Here is a 25347-nt window from a genome sequence, read left to right on the forward strand (position 1 = left end):
GAAGATATTGGCCTTCTTACCCCGCTACACCGCCTCTATCCGCTTCCTGTTCGTCAGGCCAGCATTTTGCCTCGGGCTTCCTTCAGATTCGCGGTCACCCGCGACACCCTTGCCTCTGGCTAACACTTCCCCTTGCCGGGTGTGTAGAGGACTTTCACCTCCAAGTCACCAGCGTGGCCACCACAGCCAAGCTGGTTGCGCTTGCGCGCAACGCGCCATGCCTGGCGCACCAATGAAAAAGGCGACCCTTCAGGTCGCCTTTGTTCAAGGCAAAACCGCCTCAACCCCAATCTCGATCAACCGCTCCGGCAGAGAAAGCTCACAGAATGCTCTCGATACTCTGGATTGCTTTGACTGCCAGCTCGTTCAGTCCGGGCGCAACGGTGCGTTCAAACTCATCAACACCCACCTGACCGCGACATAGACTGATGACCCACTCATAGCCCTGCAGCGGACGTCGCTATGTTTGCTATGGAAATGGATGTAAGTAAATGTATCATCGGCATTCGTAACGGACGCAGGCATCCCTCAATCATTCCGCAAGGGAATGTTGACTATCAGTCCAAACTCTCTTCCGCCATTCTGTCCTGCCGCTTAGCCTGCACGCATTCTTCAATTGTTCAACGAGACACCTCATGACCCCAGCAAACCCCGCGCCCCACGGCACCGCGACAATGACCCGAGGCATGGTCCTGCTATTTGCCTTTTGCTGCGGCGCCATCGTGGCCAATATCTACTATGCCCAGCCGATCATTGGTCTGATCGCGCCGGATATCGGCCTAAACAGCACCATGGCCAGCCTGATTGTTTCGCTGACGCAGATTGGCTACGCGTTGGGCCTGTTCTTCCTGGTTCCGCTGGGCGACCTGCTGGAAAACCGCCGGCTGATGATCATCACCACCCTGGTGGCCATTGCCAGCCTGCTGGGCGCGGCGTTTACCGATCAGCCAAATGTGTTCCTGCTGATTTCCTTGCTGGTGGGCTTCAGTTCGGTGTCAGTGCAGATCCTTATCCCGCTAGCCGCGCACCTGGCCCCGGAAGAATCCCGCGGGCGAGTGGTCGGTGGGATCATGGGCGGTTTGTTGCTGGGGATTTTGTTGGCACGGCCGGTCTCCAGCGTGATCGCGGACCACTTTGGCTGGCGAGCGATGTTCGTCATCGCCGCGGTGTTGATGGCGGCGATCAGTATCGTACTGGCCGTGACCATTCCCAAGCGCAAGCCTGATCACAGCGCGTCCTACGGGCAGTTGCTCGGTTCGCTGTGGACACTGCTGCGTCAACAACCAGTCCTGCGCCAGCGTGCCTTCTACCAGGGCTGCATGTTCGCAACCTTCAGCCTGTTCTGGACGGCGGTGCCGCTGGAACTGGCGCGTCATCACGGATTGTCGCAAACCCAGATCGCCCTCTTCGCCCTGGTCGGTGCTATCGGCGCGATCGCGGCGCCCATCGCCGGGCGGCTGGCTGATGCCGGGCACACGCGCATCGCCTCACTTTTGGCCCTGGTGTTCGCCAGCCTGAGTTTCCTGCCCGCGTTCATCCACCCGCTCTACAGCGTCATAGGCCTGGCGGTGACCGGCGTGGTACTGGATTTCTGCGTGCAGATGAACATGGTGCTTGGGCAACGGGCGGTCTATGCCCTGGACGCCAACAGTCGCAGCCGCTTGAACGCCTTGTATATGACCAGCATCTTCATTGGCGGCGCGTTTGGCTCCTCGGTGGCAAGTGCGGTGTACGAACGCGGCGGCTGGTTGTGGATCTTGATCGTGGGCAGCGCTTTTCCTGTTCTGGCGTTGTTGCGGTTTTTGAGTGTTTCAGAAAAGCGCTCACTGGCAGCGGCTTAGAGCGTCGGTGTTTTGCAGCCTGTGATGAGGGGGGGGCGGTTTATTGGCCAAGCGGCCATCAGCCTTGCGGTGCCGGCGTGGATGCAGTCGACTGCCCATCAACACACTTCAACAAGCACTCAACCGTATCCGCCAGCGCCCCGGAGTTATCAATCACACTAAGCGCCAGATCGTGTTGCCCAAGTACCTGTTCACTGAACCGCGCATTGCGCGCCAGCCGTGCCTCGATCTCGACGATCGATTCACGCCCCCGCGCCTGCAAGCGCACGCGCAGTACGCTCTGCTCCACGGTCAGCAACAGTACGAGCAGATCCGGATAACGCAGCCGCGTTGCCGGCAGGTGGCCGCGCGAGCCATTGACCAGCACGTTCTGCCCTGCAGCCAGCCAATCGTCGATCTCTCGGGGGATGCCGTAGCACAACCCGTTGGCGCGCCAGCTCAAGGCAAACTCGCCCTGGGCCTCAAGCTGGGTGAATTCATCGAGGCTCACACCCCGCGCCGCCTCACCCCGCGCTTCAGCCGAGCGCGTAATCACCCGCCGTACGACGCGACAGTTACGTTCGGCCAACCGAGTTCTTGCGGCATCCAACAGGCTGTCCTTGCCCGAACCCGAGGGTCCGATGAGATAGATCAACCTGCCTGCCATCCATTCACTCTCTTCACGTGTCGCAGGAATTGGTAACCATGAGACAACGAATAAGGCGACCCTGAGGTCGCCTTTGCGTTACTTGCCGAATTGCCGGCCCAGTCCACTTGGCACGCCATGGATGTCGGTATCTTCCCATGGGCCGCTCGGGCTGATGGCACGGCTCCAGCCGTTGTTCCAGCGGTAATAGGTGCGCTGGCGGTAGAAGGTATTGGTCTGGTCATCGAGCACATACACGCCAAGCTTGGCGTCCCAATGGCTGTTGCCGCCCGGCGGCGGCGCGAAGCTCGCCGAGGTGCGGGGTACCGGCTTGGCGGGCTTCGCCGGAATACCCGGCTTGCTTGGCGTGGGTGCCGTAGAGGGCGTGGGTTTGGGCTGCGATGGCGGGATCGGCGGCAGCGGCGCGGGCTCGGGCCGCTGGACCGCACAAGCGCTTAACCCCAGGACCATACTGAGCAGGGTGATACGGGCGATGGCGGTCATAAGCGGTTCCTGTTATTTGTCCGGGCTGTCGATGGTCAGTTTTTGTGGCGCGGCGGTGCTGCTGGCCAGGGGCTGGCTGCGACCGATCCACTCGCCGGCCGTCGGTTGGCCGGCACGGGACACCCGCGCAACCAGTTGGACTTCAGGGAAGTTGGACAGTTTCAACTGCGGCATCATTGCGTCGGCATCGCCCAGTTCAACGCTGGCTGGCAAGTCGGCAACGGTCAGGCGCTTGGCTGCCAGCGGTGCAGGAGGCCCGGAAGTAGCGCGAGCGAAGATGAACACGCTATCACCCGGCAGGACTTTATCCTTCAACTCGGGAGCAAGATCGACGGTGACTTTCAGCAGTGCAGCCTTAGTCACGGGCGCCTGGGCTACTTTGCCGCCACCCGCTTCGAGTTTTTCGCTGGCCCGGGCGATCCCTCCTTGCAACGCTGCACGGGAATTATCTGCTGGCGGCAACTGCGCCAGCAGCCGGTTCCAGTAATCGATGGCGTCCTGATAACGCTCGCCCTCAAATGCCGCAATGCCCAGCAGCCCCAAGCTGGTAACTTCTTTTGGATCGGCCTTCAGTGCTTCATCGGTCAAGCGCTGTAACTTGTCCGACCATTTCTTGCCGTCGGCGAAGTATTGGGCTTGTGCCCATTGCCCCAGCAGCTCCGGCTGCCTTCCAGCCAGGGTGACCGTGCGTTCGAACATCTTGGCCGCATCGCCAGGACGGTCCTGGGCCATGTAGGTGCGCCCAAGGAAATACAGGCCTTCCGCAGAATCGGGCTGAGCTGCAACCGCACGCTCCAGGCGTAAGGTCATCTCTTCCATGGATTGCGGGGCCTGGGCGAACTCGCGGGTCAGCTCGACTTTGTCACTGGCACCGAAGTGCAGGTACAAACCAAGGCCCAGCACCGGCACCAGAATCGCCGCCAGCAGAGGCCATGGTTTACCCAGGCGAGAGACACGCGGTGCCGCGACGCCTTCGGTATCCGCCAGCAGCTCACGGGCGGCTTCGGCACGACCGGTGTCCATTTGCGCAGCGTTGAGCACGCCCTCTTCCTGCTGAGTCTGCAACTCAGCCACGCGTTCCTGATACAACGCGACGTTCAGGGCAGTACGATCCTCTTCGAGCTGGGCGCGACGGCCACGCAAAACAGGGATCAGCAGAAAACTCAGGGCAACCAGAAGCAGCAGGCCTGCAGCGAGCCAGAAATCAATCATTCTTGGTTTTATCCAACAGGTGGTCGAGGCGCTCACGCTCATCCAGGGAGAGCGAGTCCGGGCTATCGGTGCGCTGGACGCGGCGACGGCGAACTATCACGGCAATGATCACAAAACCGCCCAGCAGCAAGCCGGCGGGGCCGAACCAGAGCAGTGCGGTCTTGGCATTCAGCGCGGGTTTGTAGCGGACGAAATCACCGTAGCGATCGACCATGAAGTCGATGATCTGCTGATTGTCCTTGCCCTCACCGAGCATGCGGAAAATCTCTTTGCGCAGGTCCGCGGCGATGGGCGCGTTGGAGTCGGCGATGTCCTGGTTCTGGCACTTGGGGCAACGCAGCTCTTTGGTCAGCTCGCGAAAACGCTCGCGGTCACCTTCCTTGGCGAACTCGTAGGTGTCGATGGCCGCATGCGCTACACCGGCCATGCTCAAGCCCAGCACAGCGGCAGCAATCCAGCGCTTCATGGCTTGGCCTCGTCGACCAGCGCCTGATACTTGGCGGCCAGTTTTTCGCGCCAGACCTGTTCGTCGATGACCCCGACGAACTTGTCGCGGATGATGCCCTTGGCGTCGATGAAGAAGGTTTCCGGGGCGCCGTATACACCCAGGTTCAGGCCCAGGGTGCCTTCGTCGTCGCGAATGTCCAGCTGGTACGGGTTGTGGAATTCCGCCAGCCACTTCAAGGCGTCGGCGTTGACGTCCTTGTAGTTGATGCCGTAGATCACCACGCCCTTCTCGGCCAACTTGTTCAACACCGGGTGCTCGACCCGGCAGGAAATGCACCAGGTGCCCCACACGTTGACCAGCGCCGGCTTGCCAAGGATGTCCGACCGGGTCAGCGTCTTGTCACCCTGCACGGCAGGCAGGGAGAACTCAGGGAACGGCTTGTTGATCATCGCCGACGGCAGCTCGGCCGGGTCCAGATACAACCCGCGATACAGAAAAACCGCCACCACCAGAAAAATCGCCAGTGGCAGCAACATCAACCAACGTCTCATGCCGTGGCTCCCGACATGCCCAGTGCTTCACGCACGCGGCTTTTGACCTTGACCCGATAACGCCGGTCCAGCGCCGCCAGCAATCCGCCGAAACCGGTCAGCAACCCACCGAACCAGATCCAGCGCACGAACGGCTTGACGTGGACGCGTACGGCCCAGGCGCCATCGCCCAAGGGTTCGCCGAGGGCAACATAAAGGTCACGGGTGAAACCGGCATCAATCCCGGCCTCGGTCATGACCGAGTTCTGCACGGTGTACAGACGTTTTTCCGGGTGCAGCACGCTGATTTCCTTGCCGTTTCGGATTACCCGTATCGTGCCCTTGTCAGAGGTGAAATTCGGGCCTTCGAAGTGTTTGGCACCTTCGAACACGAACTGGTAACCGGCCAGGCTCATGGATTCCCCCGGCGCCAGACGCAGGTCGCGCTCGGCACTGTTCTGGCTCGATAGGACGACGCCAAGGGCGCATACGGCAATGCCCAGGTGCGCGATCTGCATGCCCCAGTAGCTGCGCGTCAAGGTCGGCAAGCCTTTGATCAGCCCCTTGTGGCGAGTCTTGTCAAAGATGTCGCGCACGCCGGCCAGCAATACCCAGGCAGCGAGCATGAAGGTCGCGATCACAGCCCAGTTGAAATCGCCATAGGCGATGCCGGCGATCACTGCAAGGGCCGCGCTGCCAAGCAATACCGGGGTGAGCATCCCAACCAACCATTTGACCGGGGTATCTTTCCAGCGCACCAGCATACCGACGGCCATGACCACCATCAGCAAGGCCATCAGCGGAATAAACAGCGCGTTGAAATACGGTGGGCCAACCGACAGCTTGGCCCCGGTCATGGCGTCGAGGATCAACGGATATAAGGTGCCGAGCAGGATCATCGAGGCGGCGACCACCAGCACCAGGTTGTTGCCCAGCAACAGGGTTTCCCGTGACCAGAGGTTGAAACCTACATGACTCTTCACCACCGGCGCACGCAGGGCGAACAGGGTCAGCGAGCCACCGACCACGAACAGCAGGAAGATCAGGATGAATACGCCGCGCTCCGGATCAGAAGCAAACGCGTGCACTGAGGTCAGCACACCGGAACGCACCAGGAAGGTTCCCAGCAGACTCAAGGAGAACGCGGCGATGGCCAGTAATACAGTCCAGCTCTTGAACACGCCACGTTTTTCTGTGACGGCCAATGAGTGAATCAGTGCGGTGCCGACCAGCCAAGGCATGAAGGAGGCGTTTTCCACCGGGTCCCAGAACCACCAGCCGCCCCAGCCGAGCTCGTAATAGGCCCACCACGAACCCAGGGTGATGCCGATACCGAGGAAAGCCCAGGCGACGATAGTCCACGGACGCGACCAGCGCGCCCACGCCGCATCAAGACGGCCGCCCAGCAACGCGGCGATGGCAAACGCAAAGGCTACAGAGAACCCGACATACCCCATGTACAGCATCGGCGGGTGAACGATCAGGCCGATGTCCTGCAGCAATGGATTGAGGTCGCGACCGTCGGCAGGGATCTGCGGAAGGATGCGCGCGAACGGATTGGACGTCAGGATCAGGAACAGCAGGAAACCGGTGCTGATCATGCCCATGATCGCCAGCACCCGGGCCAGCATCACCTGCGGCAATTGCCGGGAGAATACCGACACGGCGAAAGTCCAGCCGCCCAGGATCAATGCCCACAACAGCAAGGAGCCTTCGTGCGCGCCCCATACGGCGCTGAATTTGTAGTACCACGGCAAGGCACTGTTGGAGTTGCTGGCGACGTAGTCCACGGAGAAGTCGTCCGCCATGAACGCATACGTCAGGCAACCAAAGGCGAACACCAGGAACGCGAACTGGCCCCAGGCCGCCGGTTGCGCGAGGCTCATCCACAGGCGATCACCGCGCCAGGCACCGAGCAGTGGCACCACCGACTGAACCAGGGCAAAACACAGCGCCAGGATCATGGCCAGGTGGCCCAGTTCCGGGATGTACAGCCCGGCGCTGTAGAGTCCAGCAGTCATCAGTTAGCCCTCTTTCGCAGGAGTAGGTGCCGACATGCCGCTGTCTTTCAAGGCCTTGGTGACTTCCGGCGGCATATACTTTTCATCGTGCTTGGCCAGCACCTCGTCGGCGACCACCACGCCCTCGGCGTTGAGTTTGCCCAGGGCCACGATCCCCTGTCCTTCACGGAACAGATCGGGAAGGATGCCGCGGTAACTGATGGTCACAGTTTTATTGAAATCGGTGACGTTGAACTTCACGTCCAGAGAATCGCCGGAACGTTGCAGCGAACCTTTTTCGACCATACCGCCTGCGCGAATGCGCGTGTCCAGCGGGGCTTCGCCACTGGCGATCTGGGTCGGCGTGTAGAACAGGTTGATGTTCTGCTGCAGGGCGCTCAGGGCCAGGCCGACAGCAGCGCCAACCCCGACCAGGATCGCGAGAATGATGATAAGACGCTTTTTGCGCAGCGGATTCACTTGCCGTTCTCCCGGCGCAGACGACGCGCCTCTTGTTGCAGATACCGCTTGCGGGCCAGGATCGGCTCCGCCACGTTAAGGGCCAGCACCGCCAGGCAGATGCCATAGGCTGACCAGACATACAGGCCATGATGGCCCATGGCGAGGAAGTCGCCGAATGAAGCAAAACTCATCGAGCGGCCTCCAGGCTATTCTGCACTTCGGCTTTCACCCAACTGGCACGGGCTTCGCGCTTAAGCACTTCGAGGCGCATGCGCAGCAACAGCACCGCGCCGAAGAAACAGTAGAACCCCAGCACGGTAAACAGCAGCGGCAGCCACATTTCAGCAGGCATCGCCGGCTTTTCGGTCAGGGTGAAGGTGGCGCCCTGGTGCAGGGTGTTCCACCACTCCACCGAGTATTTGATGATTGGAATATTGATCACACCGACAATCGCCAGCACCGCGCACGCCTTGGCAGCGCTCTCACGATTACTGATGGCGTTGCCCAGCGCAATGAGACCGAAGTACAGGAACAGCAGGATAAGCATCGACGTTAGTCGCGCATCCCAGACCCACCACGAACCCCATGTCGGCTTGCCCCAGATCGCGCCGGTCACCAGCGCCACGGCGGTCATCCAGGCGCCGATGGGCGCTGCGCATTGCAGGGCAACGTCGGCCAGCTTCATCTTCCACACCAGCCCGACGATGCCGCACACCGCCAGCATCACATAGACCGATTGCGCCAGCATGGCGGCGGGAACATGGATATAGATGATACGAAAGCTGTTGCCTTGCTGATAGTCGGGCGGCGCAAAGGCCAGGCCCCAGACCACACCGATACCCATCAGCAGCAACGCCGCGATGCTCAACCACGGCAGCAGTTTACCGCTGATGCCGTAGAACCATTTGGGTGAGCCGAGCTTATGAAACCAGGTCCAGTTCATACTGTTTCCATCACGGTTGCTCTTCGCTATGAAGAGCCAAGGGTCTGCCTGTTTTTCAAAAAACAGCGATCAAAAAACGACCAGACCTCATTATTATTCGCCGACGCTGATCTTCAGGCCAGCAGCTATTGCAAAAGGTGTCAGGGTTATTGCCAGAGCGGTCAGGCTACCCAGCCACAGCAGATAACCGGTCGCCGGCATACCCTGCAGTGCCGCCTGCAAGGCGCCACTGCCGAGAATCAATACCGGGATGTACAGCGGCAGTATCAAAAGCGCCAGCAGCAAGCCACCACGCTTCAATCCCACGGTTAACGCCGCGCCCACCGCACCGAGCAGGCTCAGCACCGGTGTACCCAGCAACAGGGAAAGCAGCAACACCGGCAGACAGGCGGCAGGCAATCCGAGCATCAACGCCAGCAGTGGAGCCAGCAAAACCAGGGCCAGGCCGGAGAAAGCCCAGTGTGCCAGTACCTTGGCCAAAACCAGAAGAGGCAGGGGGTGCGACGAAAGGACCCACTGCTCAAGGGAACCATCTTCGAAATCACTGCGGAAAAGCCCGTCCAGCGAGAGCAGGACCGATAAAAGGGCTGCTACCCAGACCAGTCCCGGAGACAAGGTTTGCAACAATTGAGACTCGGGACCGACCGCCAAAGGGAACAGTGAAACCACGATCGCGAAAAAAACCAGCGGATTCGCCAGTTCAGCCGGCCGGCGGAACAGCAAGCGGGCCTCGCGGGCAACCAGCAGGCCAAAAACACTCATACGGCCCAGTTCCCCAGATCAATGTCACGGTAGCCGGCCGGCATCCGGCTCAGCGTGTGGTGGGTCGTCAGCACGACCATGCCGCCCCGCTCACAGTGCGCGCCAAGATGCTCTTCAAGTTGCGCCACGCCCTGTTTATCCAGCGCGGTGAAGGGCTCATCGAGAATCCATAATGGCGGGCTGTCCAGGTACAACCGCGCCAACGCCACACGACGCTGCTGGCCGGCAGACAGGGTGTGACAGGGCACATCCTCGAATCCGCGCAGCCCGACGGCGCCCAGCGCCTGCCAGATGGCTTCATGGGACGCGGGTTGATGCAGGGCGCAGAGCCAGCTCAGGTTCTCTTCCGGGGTCAGCAAGTCCTTGATCCCGGCGGCATGGCCAATCCACAACAGATTGCGGGCCAGTTCGTGGCGTTGCTCGTTGAGCGGCCGGCCGTTGAGCAGCACTTGACCGGCAGTCGGCTGCATCAACCCCGATAAAAGCCGGAGCAGACTGGTCTTGCCGCTGCCATTGGGACCGCTGATTTGTACCATTTCGCCACTGGCCAGTCTCAATTCGAGATTTTCGAAAAGCAGCCGAAGGTCTCGCTCACAAGCAAGGGCAACGGTTTGCAGGACTGGACTGGTCAAGAGATCACGGGCCTTTACGGTTCAAGTCGGCGGTATTGCGGCCGCTAAAGAGATGCAGGATAAATGCATTGGCGGCCCGTTATGGAGAGCTGCGTCAAGCAAATGCATTGTTTCGCGCGCCCCATAGACGACGGGGCGGCATTATACATGCCATCTCCTACTCTCAAGAGTGCAATTTCCTCAGGTTGTGACCGCGTATGACAGGCGAAATGAACATCCTTCCAATCTCGCAGAATGCGCCGGTCACTTCACGCCCGCAAACCAGCGGCGAACTGCTCAAGTTGCTGACACCCATGGAGGGCCTGATATCCGCCGGACAATCCGCCAACGCCGAAGTGCTGTCACTCAAGCAGGCCGACCAGGCGTTCCAGCTGCTGCTGAAGATCACCCTTGAAAGCGGGCGCCAGACCACGCTCCAGGCCACCAGCACCCAGCCGCTACCCCAAGGCACCAGCCTGGCAATCACTCAACCCTCGGCAGGCAATCTGGCCATCACGCTGCAACAGGCCCTCGCCTCCAGCGCCGCCACCCTCACCCGCCTCGACACGGGCCAACTGCCGGCGGGCACCCTACTGCAAGGCAAGGTGCTCACCTCACAGGTGATGCCGCAGGAATCGGGCCAGCCGACCGTGTACCGCTCGATGGTCAGCCTGCTCAATACCGCACTGAGCGGTAGCACCCTGAGTATCGACAGCCCGACTCCGCTGCGCATCGGCACGTTGCTCAGCGCCCTGGTGCAGGACAGCCAGACCTTGAAATTCGTCCCCCTGGGCAGCCGCTCGGAGCAACTGGCAGTGACCCAGCAACTGGCCAGCCAGCAGAGCCGTCAAGGTTCCCTGGACGGCCTGCTGAAGCTTCTGCAGAGCCTGCCCGCCGGGAGCCAGACCTCCAGCGACTTGCGCGCCGCTGCCGAAAAGCTGCTCGCTGGTCTGCCGGATGTTCAGCAATTGAGCAGCCCGAAAGGCCTGGCACTGGCCCTGGCAAACAGCGGCGTGTTCCTCGAATCAAAGCTCCTTGGCGGACTGAATCCGTCGCTGGCCCCGGATATGAAAGGTGATCTGCTCAGGCTGATCGCCCAATTGAGCCCGGCACCCAACACGCAAATGAACGCGATCATTGCCGCCAACACCCTGGCCCAGGCCATGCCGAGCTTCATGCGCAATGCCTTGGGCATGCTCAGCCAGGTGAGCGCCAAGCCCTCGCCGACCAGCTTTCCCCTAGCCGATCGCCTGTTGCAGAATGCCGACGGGGAGGATGATCTCCAACACCTGCTGCGCTTGGCAGCCGCTGCGGTATCGCGCCTGCAAAGTCACCAGCTGTCGAGCCTGGAACAGACAGGGGTGACCGCCGATGGGCGCTTGATGAATACCTGGCAGCTGGAAATCCCGATGCGCAATCTGCAGGACATTGTTCCTCTGCAGGTCAAATTCCAGCGTGAAGACGCGCCGGAAAAAGAACAGCCAAAAGATCGTCATGAAGAACGCCCACCCAAGCAGCAACTGTGGCGAGTCGAGTTGGCGTTCGACATGGAACCCCTGGGGCCGTTGCAGGTTCAGGCCCAACTGATCAGCGGCAGCCTGTCTGGCCAGCTGTGGGCGGAACGGCCGTACACCGCCAGCCTGATCGAAAGCAACCTGACCGCCTTGCGGCAACAACTGCTCGATTCTGGCCTGAACGTGGGCGACATCGACTGTCACCTCGGAACTCCGCCCCAAGGCCCGCAAACCCGTCTCGAACAACGCTGGGTGGACGAAACCGCATGAGCCATTCCGACACCCCACGCCAGGCCATCGCCCTCAAGTACGACGGCACCCACGCCCCGACTCTCACAGCCAAAGGCGACGATGCCCTGGCCGAAGCCATCCTGAAAATCGCCCGCGAATATGAAGTGCCAATCTACGAAAACGCTGAACTGGTGAAGTTGCTGGCGCGGATGGAGTTGGGAGAGAGTATTCCGGAGGAGTTGTATCGTACGATTGCGGAGATTATTGCGTTTGCCTGGAAGTTGAAGGGGAAGTTTCCGGAGGGGCAGGATCCGGATGCGCCGATGGTAGAGAAGGACGTGACGCCTGGGGCTCAGTCACGTCGCGATTGACCGCGTGGAATTTCCCCCAGCTGGTGAGGTGAAGTGCTTGGCACACTCCCGGCCTGCCGGGTGGGCGAGCGCTAAGTGTTACGTGGTGATAGAGGCAAGCCAGTTGCCGGATCTAGCCCCTTCTCGGCGCTTAGCTTTTCGATCAGTTCTTGTGGTGGGATCACAGGTACGTACGGGTCGCGCTCACGCTGCCACCGGAAAGTGCCGTCCCACTCTGGAAGGGGAGCAGGTGGGAGTGGCACGATGTCGTCCAGCTCCGGTATTTTTGCGCCGAGATGTTCGTGTCGCCCTAAGAAAAGTTGGATTTTTTTATACCGGACAACACGCTCGCTATCTTTTGTCAGCGCAAGGTAATCTAATGCGTCGGAGGCGGACGGCCCATTAAATGCGTCAGCTAGGACAGAAGCGCTCGTAACATCACCATTTCTAATAGCTGTTTGGTAACCTTGTAGAGCTTCCTCATAGAGCCCAGAATCTTGTAGGTAACTAGAGTATCTACCTGCTGCAGAACGATGCCCCTGCTCCATCGCACACTTATACATGGAAAGCACTACGCCACCTGCATTGGGAACATAGGATAGTAGCCTAGCGACATAGTACTGAGCATCAGGACTGCCCATATCAGCGGCTCTTCGAAAATATGCCTTTGAGGCAACCAGATCCTGTTTTACTCCATAACCCGCTTCGAGGTAATGGGCCATATCATAGTAAGCCCCAGGTATTTCTTTCTTAATAAAAACCTCGACAAGATCAATGGTCTCCTTACTGGCATCAGGAGAGCTGGACTGCCCGGCCGAAAGCAAAAATTGTAAATTAGTAGCGGCTTTGTAGTGGCCGTGCGCAGCCGCGACACGGTAATATTTTGCAATATCTTCATAATTCTTCCGCCCTTTATCGTGCTCTAAATAAAGTCCATAGCGATACAACACGTTCGCAGCCTCATCCAGCTCTGGTAAGTGATCACGCTCAAAAACACATTCGAACTCCAATCGAGAGTACGCAAAATCGAACTGCGATGCATCAGGCATATCTTCATCCTTAATGTAGTAAACCGCAATGACAATTAAAACAACCAATATGAATGTTTTTTTCATCTCTAATCCAGATTCTTCCGTGATTCACTCTCTTGCAAAAATTCAACTAATGATGGTACGTGAGACCCCAATTCAAATTTTTTCCCCACCTCTAACTTTTTCATCCTTCTTATGTCGTTTTTCCATATTATTCTCGCCCATTTATCATACGTATCCTTTATATCTTGGCCCGCTACATCCTCGCCCATATGCACCCCAAACAAATGCTCCCGCAACGGCCGAGTAATTGCCGGGTCCTCAATACAAATATTCAACTCGCTATCAACCTGCATACTCCGCGTATTCACATTCGCCGAACCCAAGGTGCAAAACGCATCGTCCACAATCATCAACTTGCTGTGCACATACACATCCATCCAGTTATCCGGCGGTGAATCCGGCGCCACCAACGTGCAGATATGCACCTTGAGCCCGGGAATCTGCATCGGCGAAATGATTGCCTGTTCCTTTTCAGGCAGCTGTTTTTCAAGCTCCACCACCCTGGCCCGCGCCTGTGCCTGATCCGCCTTCAAGCTTTCGTAGTAGCCCAGATGCGGCTCGATGGGGTAGGTGCCGTGGATTCTTTCGAACACACCACGGTTAGCGTTGGCCATGAACGCCGTCTGCCTGGCCTGCTCCAGCTCGGCCAGCAGCTCTTCACGCCGTTCAGCCCGGGCGATGCCCGGCATCAGTTCCGGGCGCCCCAGGCGTTTCAACATGCGGAACGTGTTGACGGAGCCGTCACCCATGGCCTCCTGGGAGGCATTGGTGACGACGAACAGGTAGATGGGGTCGTACTTGTCGAGGTCGCGTCCGCCGTTGATGAGGTTTTGCACCACGCTTTTGATCTTGTCCGCCAGCGGTGGCCAGCGGAAGTACTGGTTTTCGATGTAGATGAACCGGGTGGTGTTGTTGACGGCCTGCAGGTACATCTTTTCGATGTCTTTGGTATTTTCCTGGCTCTGGGTCCTGAGCACCTGCGCCATCACGGGTACGCCGTGCCCGGGTCGCCAGTGCAGTTGCGCTGGAATGTGTTGGCGCTGGGCCAGCAGGTCGACGCGGGTTTCTTTCTTCCAGGCTTCGCAGAAATTGTGGTTCAGGTACTCCAGGACCGGGCCGGTGAGTCGGCTGGAAATGTCCTGGCGCGGCGTTGCGCCATTGCGGCCGAACTGGGCGTGGTTTCGCACATAACTGTGATCGTCTTTGTCCCAATAGGCATCCAGGGTGTTGTGCCCCATCACGAACCCGACCGCCACTTCCGGTTTTTCGTAGTCCACCAGCACCATCTTCTGGTGATGCGTGGGCTCGGCAACCATTGCCAGCGTACTCATAGCCTTGTTGGTAGTGCTGCGGTCCTGGTCCAGCGCTTCCATGGCCAGGCGCCAGGCTATTTCGGCACGATCCAGCAGGCTGAAGTCCCGGGTGACGAATTCGATATTCTTGATGTGCAAGGCGGTGTCATTGCCCCAGCGGAACATATGAAAGAAGCGTTGTCCCAGCTGGATGGGGCCGGTTTCGGCGCCGGTGTAGGCGAGCCGGACCTGGCGATACCACATCTTGTCGTATTCGATTTGGGCGTCGTTGCGGTTCTGCTTGTACTGGCCAAACCAGTTGGTGACGTTGTCACCCGGGGTCATGTTTTCCGAGGTCTGGGCGACTCGCAGGCTGTCGTACCAGCAGAGGATCCGTACTTGAACGCCTTCCTCGGCCTTCTTGATCAATAGATCCCCAATGCGCAGTGAGCGGGTGTCACCGCGCTTGAAGTACATCGACGGCTGAAAGCCCCAGCAGATGATTTCCACGCTGCTCTGAGCCGCCATGATGGCGTCGTAGACTGCACCGAAGGCACGTTCGCCGTTCACCAGTGGCTCGAAGGTGGCGGGCACAGGGGAGTATTCGGTGCATTGCACGAACCAGGGCAGAGTGAGGACGCAAGAGGTGGTTTTGCTTGTGGCAATCGGGACGGTGATGTATGGCATGGTCATGTTCAAGCCTCCGATTTCGGCGAGTTGAGTTGGGTGTAGGCCTGGCGGAATGGGCTGCGCTCCCCAGCCGGTGAAATGTCCGGATGAGGCAGGCCCTGATGACGCAGGAAACCTTGATTGGCCTGCTCGGCGTTGGCCTGCTCGCCCCGGTAATCCCCCACTACCGGCAAGTCGTAGCGCACGCCGTTCGCCAGTTCGATGTAATAGCGAGAGGTAGTAACGTGGTGATCGACCTCGACTGCGCCACTGGGATCCAGGACCCCCGTGCCCACTTGCGCACCATCGGCGAAGAGCGTGTACGGCATAGCGTCCAGCGACTGATAATTGGCGGCAGGACTTATCCCTGCCGCCAATGAGAGGGTTTGCTTGACCTAGGCTGCAGGCCATTGCGGGTTGTCGCGGCTGAGTTGCGCCGCCCCACTGAACGTCTTTTTCACCCCCTTCACATCGACCGTGCCCGGCGCGTGGATTTCGATGTTGCCGCCCCTGATGCGGATGTAGGCGCCGCCGCTGGTGAGGAGGATTTCATCCTGGGCGGCGATCTCGACGGTGCGGGCGGTCGAGGTAATGCGCACGCTGTCCCTGGCGGTGAGCTCGATGCAATCGTGCTGGGCCTGGATTTCTACATTGCCCTTGGCCGCGAACAGCTTGGCGCCTGCGGCCTGGGCGAACAGGCTGATGCTTTGGGCGACGCTGGCCAGCAGTGACTTGCCGCTGGCGAGGTTGATGTCTTCACCGGTCGAGAGGGTCAACTGCTTGCCACTGTGCAGATGGGTATTGAGCGGCGTCGCGGTGGCAATATCGGCAGGGGCCGACGCAATCAGGAGAGGTTTGTGGTAACCGCCGGTTTGCCCACGCCCACCGCCGCTGATCGCCGCGTCCGTGTCGCCGCCGTTGCGCAATTGCTGCGCAGGTGCGGCGGTCGTTTTTCCGGTGCTGCTGTAGTTCAGCTGGGTGTCTGCATTGAGTTGCTCAAGGCTGTCGACGCCGCCTTGCAGCGGCAGCGCTTGGTGCTGCCGGGCGGCCTCGGACAACGCCTTCACCCGCTCCTCGGCATTGCCCAGCTGTTGCCGGGCTTCCTGAATATCGACTTGCCCGCCTTGCGCGTTACTGCGCGGCCATGTGCTCAGGTACAACCCTTGCTGGGCGCGCAAGGCGCCATAGGCATCGGTACGCAATTCAAACCCACTACCGCGCAATGCACCGCGCTGGTTGCCTTGCTGGTCGATCAGGTAACCAAGGTTCAACTGACTGTGTCCGTGGCTGCTGTGGATCTGCGTCCGGACCTGGCCGGTCGAATCGTCCATGACCCATTGGTTGTAACCGCGCCCCTGAATTTCCCGGCTTTTATAACCGCTCATTAAACCGCTCGAGTGCCAGGCAGGTTTGTGTCCGCCGTACACTTGGCCCATCACCAGCGGGCGGTCGATGTCGTTGTCGAGGAAGGTGACCACGACCTCTTCGCCAGAGCGCGGCACGTTGACACTGCCCCAGCCCTCCCCGCTGCTGGCTTGCATCATGCGCAACCAACAGGAGCCCAGCTCACCGTCCTTGACCAGGCGATCCCAATGGAAACGCACGCAGATTCGGTTGAGGCTGTCGGTGAAGACTTCGCGGCCGCTCGGCGTGACCACCACTGCCGTCTGGGGGCCGGGGTTTGCCGGCCTGGCATGTTCGAAGGGGCTGCGGTAGGCAATGTCCAGGCGTTGGGTTTCGAATCTATTCTGATAGAGACCTTCGCCTCCCACCGCTTGCGTGGACTTCTTTTTCCCGGTGGGAAACAGCGCCTTCAGACTGCCTGGTGGAGAGCCTCGCTGGACGCCGACCGGCAGGTTGCTCTGGGCGAAAAATTCGACCGCTATGATCAGGAACTGGCGGTCCTTGAGTGCTTTGGACTGATGCAGTGGATGCTGGGTCAGCTCGAAACCGTGGCCCGGTTGCATGCTGCGCACGCCCCCCTGCCCATGGATGCGGCGAGCGGCGGACTCGTCCTGCTCGATCTGCACCCGGCTGAGCCATTCGCCCCGATCCGGGTTTTGCCAGGCGTATTGCCCACGGTACTGGTAACGCTCGAGATCCAGCGGTGCGGACGCTGCAGCAAACGCCCGGGCTTGACTGACCTGCGTGCGGGCATGGCAGACATAATCGATGCTGGCGGCATGCACGACTCCGTTGAGCAAGCGCGCACCAGGGCTCCACTGGGTAATGCTGTCATGCTTGCCGGCGGCGTATTGACTGTGGAATTCCAGGGTCTTTGGGTCCAAAGTCGGCAGGAAAAAGACACTGTCCGTGAATACGATGCAGTGGCTGTCGACCTGGTGTTCCACGTACCAGAACAGCCCTTCCTGCTCGCACCAACGCTGGACGAAATGGGCATCGCTCTCGTTGAACTGCGTGACGTACGACAGCGGCGGATATTCCCGTGACAAATCGAACCGATACGCACCGCGCGCCTGGCTGTAAAGCTGGAATACCTGGGCAAGAATGTCGGGCAGGCTTACGTCCTGCCAGATCCGGCAATCGATGCGGTATTCGAGCAGGCTGAACCAGGGTGCGAACACCAACTGCCAATCGTCGAGGCCGCCGTCGCTGCCCAGGTAGCGTACGCTTTCAACCCAGCCATGCCGGGGACTCAAGCGGCCGTCATCGAGCTTGATGCTCAGTTGCACGGCTTGGCCGATGAGTTGCTCCGGATCGAAATCGCTCAGCTGGTTGATCACATCCACGGTGTAGCGAGTCACTCGACCCAAGCGCTCCCGGGCATGGGCACGCCAGGCGTAGAGGTCCTGGCCCTGGGGTGTCGTCAGGTGCAACAGCCGTTCGGCCTGGTCTAACGGTTGGCCGAACGCGGCCAACGCGGTATCAGTGATTAAATTCACTTCCTAAACTCCCTGTTTGTTGGTCCTTGTTGACTCGGCCGATCAGCCAGCCCTGCGTCTGATCGGGCACGGTCCGCTGCAGAATCCAGGCGGCGCAGTCCGGTTGTGCGCTGGCTACCAGCCAGGCAAGACCGATCTGCGCCCATTGCTCGGCCACAGGCCCGAACCGGGCGTCGAGGCTGATCTGCTGCTGAAGATTGAGTTGGGGCAAAAAATCCCGGACGTATTGGCCGAGCTCGCTGAGACGCTGGCCATCAAGCGAGCCATCGCTGATCAGCGTGCTCACCCGCGCTGGATCAATCCCGGTTCGCTCACGAAACTGAGCCATTAGCTGTTCCAGTATTTGCGTCCAAGCGTGCACGTTGTGCTGCAATTGGATCGGAGCACACAGTTTTAAAAGACTCTCGGTCTGCGGCTGTGGCCCTTTCGATTGGCGGCGAAGCAGCACCGCGCTCGCCGCTTCGCCGGCTACCTCACCTGGCCTGCAAGCCGCCATCTGCTCTATGCAGGCCCACGTACCCACGCTCAAACACAACAAAAATTTCGCGCCCGCACTATTGGCCAGTACCTCAGGTACCCACTGTGTCGGGGGTTGCGTCTGCATTTCAAAACCACGTTGTGGCAAAAGCCCCGGCGGCCAATGGCGCAGCACCCGGACATACCAGTCGCTGGCGAGCACGGCGTCCGGGATAAACAGCACCACCTGGGTATTGGGCCAGTCAACGGCGCTTCGAAATGCAGGCGCCCATTTTTCTAATGCCACCTGGAGAATTCGGCCGCAGCGGTCAAGCGCCTTGACCTCCGCCACTGCGCCTGCCCCAGTGGCCAAGCGGCGAACTGGCTGACGCAGGCCGCGGGAGTCCAGCAGGCGCGGGTCATGGGAAAAGTCGCCGTGCGCATTCGCCAGTTCGCCCGCAGGCAGCGGTGTTTCAAACGAGCCGCCAGGGAGCCAGACCCAGGACTGGACGATGCTGAAACAGGTGGAGGTAAAATCGCCCTTGGGATACGCGGCATCTGCCAGGCGCTGTTTTTCCTCCTCAGCCAGACGCCGCTCGGAGATTCGATCGTAGATACACCTTCGAATTGTCATCGCTATTCCTTAGAGAATGCCGGTGTCCTTATGCGCAGCGATCAAGCGCGCACCGCAGTTAGTCAGGTCGCCGTCACGGGCGACCGGTATGCCGTCGACCTGCACGGTGTTGTCGCCGCTGGCGATGCTGCATTCGCCGTGCGGGCATACAACTCGATCGCCCAATCGCGCTATGGCCTGGCCACCGATAAACGTGGAGGGAGAGCCTTCAACGACCTGGCCGCCGTTGGAAGTTGAGTCGTTGATTACAATGATGGGTCGCATGTTGGCTGTTCCTCTTATGTGTACGGCGGAAAATCAGGTGAGTTGACCCGTGCCACTTATCAGTTGATTTTTCAGGACTGATGCGGATTCAGGGCGTGGCTGTTTGGGTGTTACTTATTTAATGTTCGGCAAACTCAAGCCTGTTTCTGGATCGAGGTTGTTTTCCCTGGCAATTTCCAGGATCAACTCTTCGGAGGGTTTTTCGGGCGGTGGGGTGGAGTCGCGCTTTCGCTTCCATTCGAATGTGCCGTCCCAATCCGGGAGTTTGGCGGGTGGTAATGGCACTATATTTTCGATGTCCGGAATTTTTGGCCCCAAGTGCTCGAATTTAGTTAGGAAGTTGGCGATCTGTTTATATCTACTAGCTCTTTCTGGCTCCTCAGCAAGGCCAAAGTAATACAAACGGTCTTCAGGATCTGGGGTTGAAAAACCTCCACTCAAAAAATCGGCACTATTACTGTTACCACTTCGTACTCCCATCTGAAATCCTTCGATCGCTTCAGGGTAAGCATGTCGAACTTTTAAAAACACCCCATAATGAAAGGCGCTCTGGGCATGCCCCTGATAAGTCGCGCAGCGAAACATATCGACAACCACTTGCTCAGCGGATGTAATATCTTCAAGCAATCTAGCCACGTAAAATTGGGCTTCAGGATTGCCCAAGTCTGCCGCTCTCCGAAAATAGGCGTTTGCCCGACTGGAGTCCTGCTTGACGCCATATCCCAATTCCAAATAGTGCCCCATGTCATAATAACCGCCCGGAACACCTGCACTTATCAGGCTTTCAACGATATCAATAACTTCTGTACCTGGATCAGGGCTCGCCACTAGGCCTTGGGAAATCAATGTATGCAAATTGGTCGCGGCTTTGTAGCTTCCAGCAGCGTAGGCTAAACGGTAAAAACGACCAATCTGTTGGTAGTCCTTGTCACGAAGTGCGGAATTCAGGAACAGGGCATAACTGTAAAACATTTTTCCATTTTCGCTAACATTGGGCAAATAATCCGACTCGCGAACACAGACAAACTGTAACTTATCCAGGTCATATCCTAGCTGATTTTCTGAATTCTCCACACTACCTCCTTCTCCACAAGATGTAAGTCCAGCTACAACAACAATTAAGAACACAGCCCGAACTAACATTCTCAATCCTTGTATGTGCGACTCGAGCTTTCTCTCCTAAACTCAGTCAGAGAGCAAGTCGGCGACTCAGTGTTTTTGTTGTTTTTCCGGTTTTTAGCATTGTAAACCGCGGAATTCGTCCATATACGAAACGCCTCTCCGATATCATCACCAGCCCCCTTCCCACCCGTATGCATCCCCCACAAATGCTTCCTCAACGGTTTCACCACCGCCGGATCCTCCACGCAAATATTCAACTCGCTATCAACTTTCATGCTCCGCGTATTGACATTCGCCGACCCTAACGAGGCATACACATCATCAATGATCAGCAACTTGCTATGGATATACACATCAATCCAGTCATCTGGCTGCGAGTCTGGTGCCACCAAGGTACACACCAGCACCTTCAAACCGGGGATGTCTTGAGGCACTACCGGCTTGGCATCCTCCTCGGGCAGTTTGGCCGTCAACTGATCGAGTTTTTCCTGCGCAGCCTTGATCTTGGCGCCTACCGGTTCGTAGGCCCGACTCACCCATTCGCCATGCTCTTTGCCGTAAGCGTTGTTAAACGCGTTTGACTCACGATAGGCATCCACCAGATTTTCCTTGGCCTGGTCGATTTCAGCCTTGAGTTCCTCCCTGCGCTCCAATCGGGCGACGTTGGGGATGATGTCCGGGCGCCCCAGTTCCTTGAGCATGCGGTAGGTATTGACGGTGCCATCGCCCATGCCTTCGTCGGTGGAGTTGGTGACCACAAACACATGGAGCGGGCCGTAGACCGAAGGATCTCGGCCGTTATCGATCAGCACCTGGGCCACGCTGGTGATCTTTTCCGCCAGCGGTGGCCAGCGAAAATACTGGTTTTCTATGTACATATACCGCAGCAGGTTATTGGTGGCGTTCAGGTAGCCCGCCTTGATGTCCTGCTTGCCCTCCTGAAACTGGGTTCTGTGGACTTGCGCCATCATCGGCGGACCGAACCCGGCCCTCGGTTTGAGCGCGGGGGCGACGACCATTCTCGCGGGCAGCAGGTTGATCCCGGTTTCGCGCAGCCAGGCTTCGGTGAAGTTGTGGTTGAGGTATTCGAGGACCGGGCCGGTCAGGCGGCTGGAGATATCCTGGCGCGGGGTGGCGCCGTTGCGGCCGAACTGTGCGTGCATCCTGATCGCACTATGGTCGTCCGTGTCCCAGTAGGCATCGAGCATGTTATGCCCCATGACAAAACCGACGGCGAGGTCAGGCATTTCATAATCGACCAATACCATTTTCTGGTGGTGGGTCGGGATCGCGGCCATCGCCCCGGCCGTGGCAGCCTTGTTGAACACGGAACGTTTACTGTCAGCGCTGTTCCAGGCCACTTGCCAGGCAATTTCCACCCGGTCCTTGAGGCCCAGATCCCGCGTGACGAATTCGATGTTGTCGAACGCTTCCTTGCCGAAGCTGAAGGCAGTTCTCAACCAATCGCCGCTCGCCCGGGAGAGCCCGCCCAGGGGCGTGTGATTCTCGAACCACGAGCGCTGCTTGACGTCGGTCTTGCTCGCGCGGCGATACCATTCCCAATCGAACTCGCGCTGCCTATCGTTGCGCCCGCCTGACATGAACGATGCCAGGTTACGCCCCGGCGTCATGTTTTCGGCAAATGCGGCGGTCAGGTGCGCGCTGTCGGACCAGCACAAAATACGCACCTTGACGCCCTCCGCCGCTTTCATTCCAAGCAGTTGGCCGATGCACAGCGAGCTGGTATCGCCACGCTTGAAATACATCGAAGGTTGAAAACCCCAGCAGATGATTTCCACGCTGCTCTTGGCCGCCATGATGGCGTCGTAGACGGTACCGAAGGCTCGTTCACCGTTTACCAGCGGTTCGAAGGTGGCAGGCACGGGGGAGTATTCGGTGTACTCCACGAACCATGGCAGGGTGAGAACGCAGGAGGTGGTTTTGCTTGTGGCGATGGGGACTGTGATAACGCGTCCGGACATGTTCAAGCCTCCGATGTTTCGAGCAGAACAGTGAACACCGCGGGAGATGATTTTAGTGGTGCCCCGACTCCCCCGAGAGTCGGATCTTTGATGTCGATGATCAGTCGCATAGGAGACGTCCGTGTTGAGAGCGGCGCGAGTCTGTTCACACCGAAGTTGATAGGTTGTTGCAGGTTTGACGGACATAACCCATCAGCCGCGCAACAATGGGCAGGGCATGAATCGGAAACAATCAGCAAACAAAACTCACCGTAGAGATCGAAAGCGAATATGGCAAGTCGGACTATTCTGTAAAACTTGTAGTATCGATCCTAGGACTTTGTAGCCTGTGTCCTAGGACCTTGTCCTGTGGAGGTTTGCGGTGCCAAAGAATGGAACATTAAAAGTAACGAAGATCACGAAAGGAAGGCAACCGAGCGCTGACATGAAAATGTCGGGCAGAAAGAAGCGAATGCTCAATGAAGAAGAAATATCACCGCGCACGACAAAGCACCGATCGCGCCCTAAGGGGCGATCAGTGCGTGTGATTAATCAGTGCGCCCGTAACTTAAGCGGCAGACTCCAGCCGAACATCACTGGCAGTGATGGTGCCGTCGGTCCACCTGACCAGCACGAAAGAAATGCGCACACCAACCAAGGGTAATAGATGTTCCCACTTCAAAAAGTCGATGCCTCTTAGAATGTAAACTGCACCGTCATTCGATGATCTTACTGTGCCCTTTGCTCTCGGGGTGATGACTGGCCAATCGGGGGATTCGAGAACAAATGTTTCAATAATTCCACTGTGACGAACGGCTTCGACACTCATATACATACTCTCCCTGGACTATAGATCAGCCGACATTTCGGATATCGAAACGCAGGCGATGACTAGCGCGAGGGATTATGTAGAATTCTTTAAACTTGAAAAGAATGGATGTGTAACCAGTAAATTATGATTCGAATTGTAGAATTGATTTTTATTGTTTTTTGTATGTAAAAGATCGCAGCCTCGTTTCACTCGACAGTTCCTGCACCGCTCCTACAGAGTGAAACGAGACTGCGCTCTTTTATTGGTTGTTTCAGCTCTTGTGCAACTTGCGCATCAACTCCGCCTCGGCTTGGGTCAAGCCACAGGACGCCGTCAGCTCTTCCGCGCTGGCGCCCATACCCACCAGGCGAGCCGCCTGGGCAAACGACAGGCTAGACGGATCGCGCTGCTCGAGTTGGACCAGCTTGTCTGGCAACGGCCCGACCACCGCGCGTAGTTCCTGAAGCTCCTGGCCCATGCGCACACTACCCTCCTGGTAGTTCTCCACGCGCCGGGCCAGGTCCTTGATTCGCTGATCGCGCAGCGCGTCGCCCTCGACCTGTTTTGCGGCGAGCTGTTTTTGCGCACGAACGTACGCCAGGAACATTGCCAGGGTGCCTGCCCACAGAAGGAACAGGACAATGACCGCGACCTCAAGAATCAATCAGATGTTCTCCAGGTCCGACCATTCTTCTTCGCTCATCATCTTGTCCAGCTCGACCAGGATCAGCAGTTCGTTGTTCTTGTTGCACACGCCCTGGATGAACTTGGCGGACTCTTCGTTCCCGACGTTCGGTGCGGTTTCGATTTCCGACTGACGCAGGTAAACCACTTCGGCAACGCTGTCGACCATGATCCCGACCACTTGCTTGTCGGCTTCGATGATGACGATACGGGTGTTGTCGCTGATCTCGGCGTTCATCAGGCCGAAGCGCTGACGGGTGTCGATCACGGTGACCACGTTACCGCGCAGGTTGATGATGCCGAGCACGTAGCTTGGGGCACCTGGTACCGGGGCGATCTCGGTGTAGCGCAGCACTTCCTGAACGCGCATCACGTTGATGCCGTAGGTTTCATTGTCCAGCTTGAAGGTTACCCATTGCAGGATCGGATCTTCGGAACCCTTTGCCGCCGTCGCCTTATCATTCATACCCTGACCCCTCAAAAAACCGCCGTGGCGGTGTGTGTTCGGTGCAGCGGCCCTCGATAGGTCGCTGCCTGTTTGTTATGCCGGTTTGTCAGCTGGCTTTTTGCCGCCCAAGTGCCTTGCCCCGCCGCTGGCGATCAATTCCGCCAGCTCGGCAACATCCAGCAACGCACACATGTGTTCAATCACGGTACCGGCCAGCCAAGGGCGTTGGCCCCGCTGGCTGCGCCATTTGATTTCGTTCGGGTCCAGGCGCAAGGAGCGGCTGACCTGATGCACCGCCAGCCCCCACTCGTAACCCTGGACCGATATCACGTATTGCAGCCCCTGGCGAAAATCGTCACGGTAGCGGTCTGGCATGACCCACCGCGCGGTGTCGAGGACTTTCAGATTGCCGGCCTGACACGGCAAAATTCCAAGAAACCACTCCGGCTGGCCGAATAATGGCGTCAGTTCATGGCCTTCCAGCGAATAAATCGAGCCCAGGCACACCAGCGGCACCGCCAAGGTCAGCCCGGCCACATCGAACAACAGGCATTCAAAGGGTTCCGCGGCCCAGGCGGGACGGCCGTTGCTTTCCAACGGTGGCGCAATGTTGCTGGGCGGCAGGTGGACTTCGACGACCGGAGGCACCAGAACCTGGAGCAGCGGCGCGAGGGTCGACACAGGTGCCAAGCTCGCTACAGGTGCTTCCACCCGCACAATCTGGGCCTGCTCAACCAGGACCTTCTCAACCGGAGCTATCGACGGTGCGGCAACCTGCGCGGGTTGTCGCGCATCCCGGACCTGCTCCTCAAGCACCGCGGCCTGGAACTCGTCCAGCCCCGCTTCGCTCTCGACCACTGCGCAGGACGCTTCAACTTCCGCCGACAGCTCTTCGGTCGCGTCCATCAGCAAACTGTCCAGATAGGACTGCAACGCCAGTTGCGGACGTGAGGTGATCTTTACCGGGCGGTTCATC

The 25347-nt window shown here is 58.7% G+C and carries 25 protein-coding genes and 1 pseudogene; 4 read left to right on the forward strand and 22 right to left on the reverse strand.

The features are described 5' to 3' along the window. Positions 1-232: 232 nt before the first annotated feature. Both L9059_RS27845 and L9059_RS27850 read left to right on the forward strand, forming a co-directional pair. Positions 233-424 carry a hypothetical protein gene (locus L9059_RS27845; protein WP_247294175.1) on the forward strand — a complete coding sequence of 64 codons (192 nt, stop codon included), beginning with the start codon at positions 233-235 and terminating at the stop codon, positions 422-424. A 211-nt stretch (positions 425-635) separates the two neighbouring features. Next, a complete protein-coding gene (locus L9059_RS27850; protein ID WP_247294176.1) occupies positions 636-1841 on the forward strand; it encodes an MFS transporter in 1206 nt (401 codons plus the stop codon). A gap of 58 nt (positions 1842-1899) precedes the next feature. Here the strand turns inward: L9059_RS27850 and phnN are convergent, their stop codons facing one another. The 11 genes from phnN to ccmA all read right to left on the reverse strand — a co-directional run bounded on the left by phnN (position 1900) and on the right by ccmA (position 9959). Further along, positions 1900-2487, reverse strand: a complete 588-nt coding sequence (phnN, locus tag L9059_RS27855) for a phosphonate metabolism protein/1,5-bisphosphokinase (PRPP-forming) PhnN (protein ID WP_247294177.1) — start codon at positions 2485-2487, stop codon at positions 1900-1902. 78 nt (positions 2488-2565) lie between these two features. Next, on the reverse strand, positions 2566-2970 hold the full coding sequence (locus tag L9059_RS27860) for a hypothetical protein (RefSeq protein WP_247294178.1): 405 nt from the start codon (positions 2968-2970) through the stop codon (positions 2566-2568). A 12-nt stretch (positions 2971-2982) separates the two neighbouring features. Continuing rightward, positions 2983-4182, reverse strand: coding sequence for a c-type cytochrome biogenesis protein CcmI (ccmI, locus tag L9059_RS27865; RefSeq protein WP_247294179.1), 1200 nt, complete (start codon positions 4180-4182; stop codon positions 2983-2985). Continuing rightward, positions 4175-4648 carry a cytochrome c-type biogenesis protein gene (locus tag L9059_RS27870; protein ID WP_247294180.1) on the reverse strand — a complete coding sequence of 158 codons (474 nt, stop codon included), beginning with the start codon at positions 4646-4648 and terminating at the stop codon, positions 4175-4177. The genes ccmI and L9059_RS27870 overlap by 8 nt, the downstream gene beginning before the upstream one ends. Beyond that, positions 4645-5181, reverse strand: a complete 537-nt coding sequence (locus L9059_RS27875; RefSeq protein WP_247294181.1) for a DsbE family thiol:disulfide interchange protein — start codon at positions 5179-5181, stop codon at positions 4645-4647. The genes L9059_RS27870 and L9059_RS27875 overlap by 4 nt, the downstream gene beginning before the upstream one ends. Further along, complete coding sequence (locus L9059_RS27880; RefSeq protein ID WP_247294182.1) at positions 5178-7181, reverse strand: heme lyase CcmF/NrfE family subunit; 2004 nt, start codon at positions 7179-7181, stop codon at positions 5178-5180. The genes L9059_RS27875 and L9059_RS27880 overlap by 4 nt, the downstream gene beginning before the upstream one ends. 3 nt (positions 7182-7184) lie before the next feature. Then, entirely contained in the window at positions 7185-7640 is a 456-nt protein-coding gene (ccmE, locus tag L9059_RS27885; protein WP_194690645.1) for a cytochrome c maturation protein CcmE, read from the reverse strand. Further along, positions 7637-7813 (reverse strand): heme exporter protein CcmD, encoded by a 177-nt coding sequence (gene ccmD, locus L9059_RS27890; protein ID WP_247294183.1) that lies wholly within the window; start codon positions 7811-7813, stop codon positions 7637-7639. Before ccmD ends, ccmE begins: the two co-directional genes overlap by 4 nt. Beyond that, entirely contained in the window at positions 7810-8565 is a 756-nt protein-coding gene (locus L9059_RS27895; protein ID WP_247294185.1) for a heme ABC transporter permease, read from the reverse strand. Before L9059_RS27895 ends, ccmD begins: the two co-directional genes overlap by 4 nt. Positions 8566-8658: 93 nt before the next feature. Next, positions 8659-9327, reverse strand: a complete 669-nt coding sequence (gene ccmB / locus L9059_RS27900) for a heme exporter protein CcmB (RefSeq protein WP_093225052.1) — start codon at positions 9325-9327, stop codon at positions 8659-8661. Next, positions 9324-9959, reverse strand: a complete 636-nt coding sequence (gene ccmA / locus L9059_RS27905; RefSeq protein ID WP_247294186.1) for a cytochrome c biogenesis heme-transporting ATPase CcmA — start codon at positions 9957-9959, stop codon at positions 9324-9326. The genes ccmB and ccmA overlap by 4 nt, the downstream gene beginning before the upstream one ends. 197 nt (positions 9960-10156) lie before the next feature. Here ccmA and fliK point away from each other — a divergent pair, with 197 nt between their 5' ends. After that, positions 10157-11722 carry a flagellar hook-length control protein FliK gene (fliK, locus tag L9059_RS27910; RefSeq protein WP_247294187.1) on the forward strand — a complete coding sequence of 522 codons (1566 nt, stop codon included), beginning with the start codon at positions 10157-10159 and terminating at the stop codon, positions 11720-11722. After that, on the forward strand, positions 11719-12054 hold the full coding sequence (locus L9059_RS27915) for an EscU/YscU/HrcU family type III secretion system export apparatus switch protein (protein WP_247294188.1): 336 nt from the start codon (positions 11719-11721) through the stop codon (positions 12052-12054). Before fliK ends, L9059_RS27915 begins: the two co-directional genes overlap by 4 nt. A 71-nt stretch (positions 12055-12125) precedes the next feature. Here the strand turns inward: L9059_RS27915 and L9059_RS27920 are convergent, their stop codons facing one another. From L9059_RS27920 to L9059_RS27970, 11 genes and pseudogenes are all read right to left on the reverse strand, one after another. Further along, positions 12126-13148 carry an SEL1-like repeat protein gene (locus tag L9059_RS27920; protein ID WP_247294189.1) on the reverse strand — a complete coding sequence of 341 codons (1023 nt, stop codon included), beginning with the start codon at positions 13146-13148 and terminating at the stop codon, positions 12126-12128. 2 nt (positions 13149-13150) lie between these two features. Continuing rightward, positions 13151-15112, reverse strand: coding sequence for a phospholipase D-like domain-containing protein (locus L9059_RS27925; protein ID WP_247294190.1), 1962 nt, complete (start codon positions 15110-15112; stop codon positions 13151-13153). Positions 15113-15114: 2 nt separating this feature from the next. After that, positions 15115-17991 (reverse strand): annotated as a pseudogene (locus L9059_RS27930) (type VI secretion system Vgr family protein). Continuing rightward, positions 17975-18799, reverse strand: coding sequence for a hypothetical protein (locus L9059_RS27935; RefSeq protein ID WP_247294191.1), 825 nt, complete (start codon positions 18797-18799; stop codon positions 17975-17977). Before L9059_RS27935 ends, L9059_RS27930 begins: the two are co-directional and overlap by 17 nt. A gap of 291 nt (positions 18800-19090) precedes the next feature. Continuing rightward, positions 19091-19345 carry a PAAR domain-containing protein gene (locus L9059_RS27940; RefSeq protein WP_247294192.1) on the reverse strand — a complete coding sequence of 85 codons (255 nt, stop codon included), beginning with the start codon at positions 19343-19345 and terminating at the stop codon, positions 19091-19093. A 114-nt stretch (positions 19346-19459) separates the two neighbouring features. Continuing rightward, complete coding sequence (locus L9059_RS27945; RefSeq protein WP_247294193.1) at positions 19460-20488, reverse strand: SEL1-like repeat protein; 1029 nt, start codon at positions 20486-20488, stop codon at positions 19460-19462. 2 nt (positions 20489-20490) lie between these two features. Continuing rightward, complete coding sequence (locus L9059_RS27950) at positions 20491-22449, reverse strand: phospholipase D-like domain-containing protein (RefSeq protein ID WP_247294195.1); 1959 nt, start codon at positions 22447-22449, stop codon at positions 20491-20493. A 547-nt stretch (positions 22450-22996) separates the two neighbouring features. Continuing rightward, positions 22997-23257, reverse strand: coding sequence for a hypothetical protein (locus L9059_RS27955; RefSeq protein WP_247294197.1), 261 nt, complete (start codon positions 23255-23257; stop codon positions 22997-22999). A 253-nt stretch (positions 23258-23510) separates the two neighbouring features. Further along, entirely contained in the window at positions 23511-23903 is a 393-nt protein-coding gene (locus tag L9059_RS27960) for a DUF2802 domain-containing protein (protein WP_247294198.1), read from the reverse strand. Further along, a complete protein-coding gene (locus L9059_RS27965) occupies positions 23904-24389 on the reverse strand; it encodes a chemotaxis protein CheW (RefSeq protein ID WP_007946765.1) in 486 nt (161 codons plus the stop codon). A 75-nt stretch (positions 24390-24464) separates the two neighbouring features. Continuing rightward, positions 24465-25346: a CheW domain-containing protein gene (locus L9059_RS27970; protein WP_247294200.1), complete on the reverse strand. Its 882-nt coding sequence runs from the start codon at positions 25344-25346 to the stop codon at positions 24465-24467. Position 25347: the final 1 nt, after the last annotated feature.

This window comes from Pseudomonas violetae (assembly GCF_023072615.1).
In the GTDB taxonomy this organism is placed as follows: Bacteria; Pseudomonadota; Gammaproteobacteria; order Pseudomonadales; family Pseudomonadaceae; genus Aquipseudomonas; species Aquipseudomonas violetae.